Source organism: Pseudomonas sp. I8001 (assembly GCF_013385345.1).
In the GTDB taxonomy this organism is placed as follows: Bacteria; Pseudomonadota; Gammaproteobacteria; order Pseudomonadales; family Pseudomonadaceae; genus Aquipseudomonas.
The window spans coordinates 517911-523986 of the sequence record NZ_JACAQC010000007.1 but is presented as its reverse complement, the minus strand read 5'-3'; the positions used below and the strand labels follow the sequence as shown (position 1 = coordinate 523986).

4 protein-coding genes are annotated in these 6076 nt (G+C 64.0%); all 4 read right to left on the bottom strand.

Translation table 11 applies throughout. The features are described from left to right. Positions 1-33 precede the first annotated feature (33 nt). Genes tssH through tssE form a run of 4 tightly spaced genes read right to left on the bottom strand, consistent with a single transcriptional unit; the run spans position 34 to position 6062 of the window. Complete coding sequence (tssH, locus tag HX839_RS06980) at positions 34-2691, bottom strand: type VI secretion system ATPase TssH (protein WP_177066889.1); 2658 nt, start codon at positions 2689-2691, stop codon at positions 34-36. Then, a complete protein-coding gene (gene tssG / locus HX839_RS06975; protein ID WP_177066888.1) occupies positions 2684-3727 on the bottom strand; it encodes a type VI secretion system baseplate subunit TssG in 1044 nt (347 codons plus the stop codon). The genes tssH and tssG overlap by 8 nt, the downstream gene beginning before the upstream one ends. Beyond that, entirely contained in the window at positions 3691-5550 is a 1860-nt protein-coding gene (gene tssF / locus HX839_RS06970; RefSeq protein WP_003213350.1) for a type VI secretion system baseplate subunit TssF, read from the bottom strand. The genes tssG and tssF overlap by 37 nt, the downstream gene beginning before the upstream one ends. Continuing rightward, a complete protein-coding gene (tssE, locus tag HX839_RS06965; protein ID WP_003213348.1) occupies positions 5547-6062 on the bottom strand; it encodes a type VI secretion system baseplate subunit TssE in 516 nt (171 codons plus the stop codon). The genes tssF and tssE overlap by 4 nt, the downstream gene beginning before the upstream one ends. Positions 6063-6076 lie beyond the last annotated feature (14 nt).

The window sequence follows — 6076 nt, the reverse complement described above, 5'->3', positions numbered from 1 at the left end:
CCGCTCCCACAGTTTTGATCGCATTCCGTCAGGTCAATCGTTGAAGTCGTAGTGCAATTCGTTATCCCGCGTGCTGATTCGCACGCCCGCCAGCGCCTTGCCTTCGAGCATGCGGGTGAGGAATTCGCGGCTCATGTCCGGCAGCAGGCTGTTGGTGAGGATGGTGTCGATCATCCGCCCGCCGCTTTCGGTTTCGGTGCAGCGGGACACGATCAGGTCGACCACGTCGTCGTCGTAATCGAAGGCGACTTTGTGGGTGTTCTCCACGCGCTTCTTGATGCGGTTGAGTTGCAGGCGGGTGATCGCTTTCAGCATCTCGTCGCTCAGCGGGTAGTACGGAATGGTCACCAGGCGGCCGAGCAGCGCCGGCGGGAAAATCTCCAGCAGCGGCTGGCGCAGGGCCTTGGCGATTTCCTCGGGCTCGGGGATGTTCGCCGGGTCTTTGCAGACCCGGGAAATCAACTCGGTACCGGCGTTGGTGGTCAGCAGGATCAAGGTGTTCTTGAAGTCGATCACCCGGCCTTCGCCGTCTTCCATCACGCCTTTGTCGAACACCTGGAAGAAGATTTCATGCACGTCCGGGTGGGCTTTTTCCACCTCGTCCAGCAGCACCACGCTGTAGGGTTTGCGCCGCACGGCTTCGGTCAGCACGCCACCTTCGCCATAGCCGATGTAGCCCGGTGGCGCACCCTTGAGGGTGGACACGGTGTGGGCTTCCTGGAACTCGCTCATGTTGATGGTGATCACGTTCTGCTCACCGCCGTACATGGCTTCGGCCAGGGCCAGGGCGGTTTCGGTCTTGCCCACGCCGGAGGTGCCGGCGAGCATGAACACGCCAATCGGCTTGCTCGGGTTGTCGAGGCCGGCGCGGGAGGTTTGGATGCGCTTGGCGATCATCTGCAAGGCGTGGTCCTGGCCGATGATGCGTTTCTTCAGGTGCTGGTCGAGGTTGAGCACCGTCTCCAGTTCGTTGCGGGCCATGCGGCCCACCGGGATGCCGGTCCAGTCGGCGACCACCGAGGCCACCGCTTGGTAGTCCACGGTCGGCAGGATCAGCGGGGTTTCGCCTTGCAGGGTGCTGAGGCGTTGTTGCAGGTCTACCAATTGGGAACGCAATTGATCATCGCCGCTGTCCACGACACCGGATTTTTCGCGCAACGTCGCACGGGTGGCGAGCAACTCATCCACCAGGGTTTTCTCTTCGGCCCAACGGCTTTCCAGGGTGGCCAGGCGCTCGCGTTCGGCGCTCAGCAGCGCTTCGCTGTTGGTCTGGCGCGCACCGATGGCGATGCCGATCGCGTGCTCGCGGGCGATGATTTGCAGCTCGGTTTCCAGTGCCTCGATACGGCGGCGGCTGTCGTCGACTTCTGCCGGCACCGCGTGCAGGCTGATGGCGACGCGGGCGCAGGCGGTGTCCAGCAGGCTCACGGATTTGTCCGGCAATTGACGCGCCGGAATGTAGCGGTGGGACAGCTTCACCGAAGCTTCCAAGGCTTCATCGAGAATTTGCACCTGATGGTGTTTTTCCATGGTCGAGGCCACGCCGCGCATCATCAGCAACGCCTTGTCTTCCGACGGCTCGGCCACTTGCACCACCTGGAAGCGACGGGTCAGGGCCGGGTCTTTTTCGATGTGCTTCTTGTACTCGGCCCAGGTGGTGGCGGCCACGGTACGCAAGGTGCCACGGGCCAGGGCAGGCTTGAGCAGGTTGGCCGCGTCACCGGTCCCGACGGCGCCACCGGCACCTACCAGGGTGTGGGCTTCGTCGATAAACAGGATGATCGGTTTCGGCGAGGCCTGGACGTCTTCGATGACCTGGCGCAGGCGTTGTTCGAACTCGCCTTTCATACTGGCGCCGGCTTGCAGCAGGCCGACATCGAGGCTGCGCAGTTCCACATCTTTCAGCGCGGGTGGTACGTCGCCGGCGACGATGCGCAGGGCGAAGCCTTCGACCACGGCGGTCTTGCCGACGCCGGCTTCACCGGTAAGGATCGGGTTGTTCTGGCGGCGACGCATGAGGATGTCCACCAGTTGGCGAATCTCTTCGTCACGCCCGACGATCGGGTCGAGCTTGCCGCTGCGGGCCTGTTCGGTCAGGTCGACGGTGAAGCGCTTGAGGGCTTCCTGCTTGCCCATCGCGCTCGGGGCCATGGCGCCGCTGGCCTCGCCCGGTACAGCACCGGCGTTGAAACCGTCGCTGGCACTCAGTGCATTTTCGGGCGAGTCGCCGACGTATTCATCAAAGCGTTCGCTCAGGGCTTCGGCCTTGATCTTGTCGAACTCACCGGACAAGCCCAACAGCGCATGGCGCAGGCTCGGCGTCTTGAGAATTCCCAGCACCAGGTAACCGGTGCGCACCTGGCTTTCGCCAAACATCAGGCTGCCGTAGACCCAGCCACGCTCGACCGCTTCTTCCACATGGGACGACAAGTCAGTGATCGACGTCGAGCCACGGGGCAGGCGGTCCAGGGCTTCGGTCAGGTCGCGGGCCAGACGCGCCGGCTCGACATTGAACTGTCGAATGATGCGGTGCAGGTCAGAGTCCTGCAGTTGCAGCAACTGGTGAAACCAGTGGGCCAGTTCCACGTACGGGTTGCCCCGCAGCTTGCAGAACACGGTGGCGGCTTCGATGGCCTTGTAGGCCACGCTGTTGAGTTTGCCGAACAGTGCGGCGCGACTGATTTCACCCATGCTCTGGATTCCTTGAGGTGTTGGCGTGTTCGGCGTAATGCCGGGCCAGGATTAGGTCGTTGGCGTCATGCTCGGGTTGGCCGAGCCAGGTGTTGAAGCCCAGGCGGAACTGGCCGTTGAGTTGCAGGGCCGGCACTTCCGGTTGTTGCAGAACCAGATTCAGGTCCCAGTCCAGTTCGTGGCCCAGGTACTCGGCGACCCACGCCACCAGCTCGTTGAACGGCTGGCTGCCGGGCAGCATGCCCATGTAGTCATCGAGCTTCAGCGGGCCCAGGCGAATGCGGAATTTATGCTGGCGGTCCCACACATGGCTGCCCAGGCAAAAGTCCACGCCCAGCTGGTTGGCGCTGACACTCACGCGGCTGCGCTCGGGCAGCTCCAGCCATTGGCCGACGTACTCTTCGATCTCCACCGGCAGGCCGAAGTACTCGCCGAGAATCGCCTTCAGGCCGTCCGGATAGCGGGTTTGTGCCGACAGGTGGCCGCTGTAATGCAGCTTCGCCGTGTCGGGGATCAGGCCCTGGTTGAGCAGGCTCGGGGTGCCGCGACCGCTCAATGCGGCGAGGCGCGCCGACCAGTAGTCATCGTCCGGGCGGTCATGGCTGACGGTAGGCCGTGCCTCGGCCCAGGCACGATAAAACAGGGTCAGCAGGCGGTGGTGGAACACATCCAGGAAGCGCTTGCTGGTGCTGTCGGCGTTGTTGCGTTGGCGCTCACGCACGTACTCGGTGATGTGCAGCGGCAGCGGGCCGTTGGGGCCGCCGAGGCCGAAGAAGAACTGCTCCAGCCGTGCCGGCTGGCCTTCGGCCCCAGGTTCGACCGAGGCCAGTGTGGCCGGCGCAAAGGTGCAATCGGCCTGTTGCCCGAGACGCAGCGGGTCATCCGCCAGGCGCAGGGAATGCCCCAGGCGTGGCAGGTTCGGCGATTCGCACTCGATGCGCCGCAGCGCCTGGAAGAAGTCATATTCCCAGGGCTCCTGATGCATCGCATCCAGGGTACTCACAGGGTCGGACGGCGTCCGGGCTTGGCTTTCCATCGCATGATCTCGCCGCGTTCGGTGGTACGGATCACCGTCTCGGTAAAACTGTTGATCGACACGTAGCGTGCCAGGAACCGTTCAAACACCGCACCGAGCAGGAACACGCCGGTGCCGCGGAACGCGTTTTCATCAAATTCCAGAGTGATCTCAAGGCCGCGGCCAAACACAATCGGGCCGGGCATCGGCAGGCGCCGGGTCACCGCCTTGCTGCTGACTTCCCGCAGGCCTTCGATCTGCAATTGCAGGGCGGCGTCGTTGCTGTCGCCATAAAGGCGCAGCAGTTCACGCAGCGCGGCGGCGCCCTGGCCTTGCTCGCTCAGCGACAGGTAGTTCAACGACAACTGGCTGATCAGACGCCAGGCCTTGGCGTCATGGGCATGGCTGGCGCGCGGGCGGCTTGGCCCGGCGACGCAGCGCACGGCCAAGACCGGCGCACTGTCGGCCAGGGTGAAGTCGGTCTTGCCGTTGCCCACGCTCATGAACAGCGGCAAGTCGCGGTTAGTGCACAGTGCGGTCACGCCCAGTTGGCGCAGGTCATGGCGGTACGGGGCTTGCTGGGTGTCCACCAGGCTGACGAAGGTTTCGCTTCCCACATAGGTGGAGCGCGGCCCGTTGCGGCGCTGGTCGCTGGACAACACGCGGGGTTCGCGACGCACCGTGTAGTAAGCCTGGTCACGGCCATAGCGCGACGGATCGCGTACTGCATAGAACGGCAAAAACGGTTGCTCCGGTCCGGTGCCGTGGCCCGTGATGCCGCTCAAGGAGTGAATCTCGAAATCCATCGGTCGCGTGCGGTCGGCGATCACATGGTGTTCGTTGACCCGCTCGGACAAATGAATCCGGTCCACACGCTTGGGAAACAGGTTGATTGCCGGGGTGCAGAACGGCACGAATTGCGCCTTGCCGACGCTGCCTTCCAGGCTTGGATCGTGACGGTCGAACAGCACGATCAGTTCCAGTTCCTGGCCGTCACAGCGTTTGACGGCGCGGCTCAGTTCAGCGAATTCGACGAACAGAAAACGGTGGGGCAGGGCGAAGTATTCCTGGAGCAAGCGATAGCCCTGGAACGCTCGCGGCACCACCGGCATCGCCGCATCGGCGTCATCGAAACCCCGGGAGCGCAAGGCCTCCGGCGGCAGGCGCTCAACCCAGTCACCGCCGGGCTTGCGCGCGAACACCGCGCAGGCATTGCCCAGCAGTTGTTCGTAGAGGCGGAACGGTTGTTCGTCGGCACCGCTGAGGTACAACGGCAAATTATCCAGCGCCAGGCTGTTGAACGGCAGCTCGGCGCCGGTACGCAAGGTCAGGCGCAGGCCGGCCTTGGCCTTGGGTTCGCTGGCAGCCAAACGCCCGAGCACGGCGGACGGGTTGCCGAAGTACTCGGCCTGGGCGACCTGCAACGGCCACAGCGTCACCGGGTGCGCGGTGCGGTATTCGCAGCAGGTCTGGGTTTCGCGGCCCAAGGCGGCGCGCAGGACGGTGTCGCGGGGCAGTGGAAAACCACTGGCCAGGGAGCCTTCATCGGGATCGGCCTGCAACTGCACCACGGTCATCGACGGGGTCGGCGCCAGGTAGTGCGGGTAGGCGATCTCCAGCAGGTTGTTGGTGAAGGTCGGGTACTCGGCGTCGAGCTTGAGCTGGACCCGGGCCGTGAGATACGCAAAGCCTTCGAGCAAGCGTTCGACGTACGGGTCGGCGCAGTCCATGCCGGACAGGGTCAGCCGACTGGCGATCTTCGGGTATTCCTTGGCGAACTCGGCGGCGCTTTCGCGCACGTGGTGCAGTTCCTGGTTGTACAGCTCCAGCAGGCGCGGGTTCATGGGCGTCTCCGCTGGTCGGCATTGACCACACGCACATGGCCGGACTCCAGGTCCAGGTCGGTTTGCAGCAACAGGCGCAACGGCACCGGCTGCGCCCACAGGTCGCCCTCGATCTCGAAACTCAGGGCGTTGTGGTTCATCTCACCGTGGCCGACGCGTGCCTTGACCCGCAAGGTGTGGCGCAGGATGCGCGGCTCGAAGGTGGCGATGGCTTGTCGAATCAAGGCTTCCAGGGCGCTGATGTCGACACTGGAGACACTGTTGCCCGCCAGCGCCGGCAGCCCGTAATTGACCACCGACGTACCGGCAGGCGTGTGCAGCGTGGCATCGGCGTTGAGCAGTGAAGTGGTGTTGAGCAGCCACGTCAGGTCACGCAGCACCGAGGCTTTCAATTGGCTCAGGGACAGCACGCGTTTGTCGGCGCTTTCCTTGGGATTGGTCGGGTCATCGTCGGTCAACCGGTCCAGCAGGGACGGTTGCAGGCGATCGCGGGAAGCAATTTCAGTTACCACCAAAGCAGCTCCAC

What these genes read in the sequence shown, in the direction of transcription:
- tssH (WP_177066889.1), bottom strand. Translation starts at nt 2,691, where the DNA reads ATGGGTGAAATCAGTCGCGCCGCACTGTTCGGCAAACTCAACAGCGTG.
- tssG (WP_177066888.1), bottom strand. Translation starts at nt 3,727, where the DNA reads ATGGAAAGCCAAGCCCGGACGCCGTCCGACCCTGTGAGTACCCTGGAT.
- tssF (WP_003213350.1), bottom strand. Translation starts at nt 5,550, where the DNA reads ATGAACCCGCGCCTGCTGGAGCTGTACAACCAGGAACTGCACCACGTG.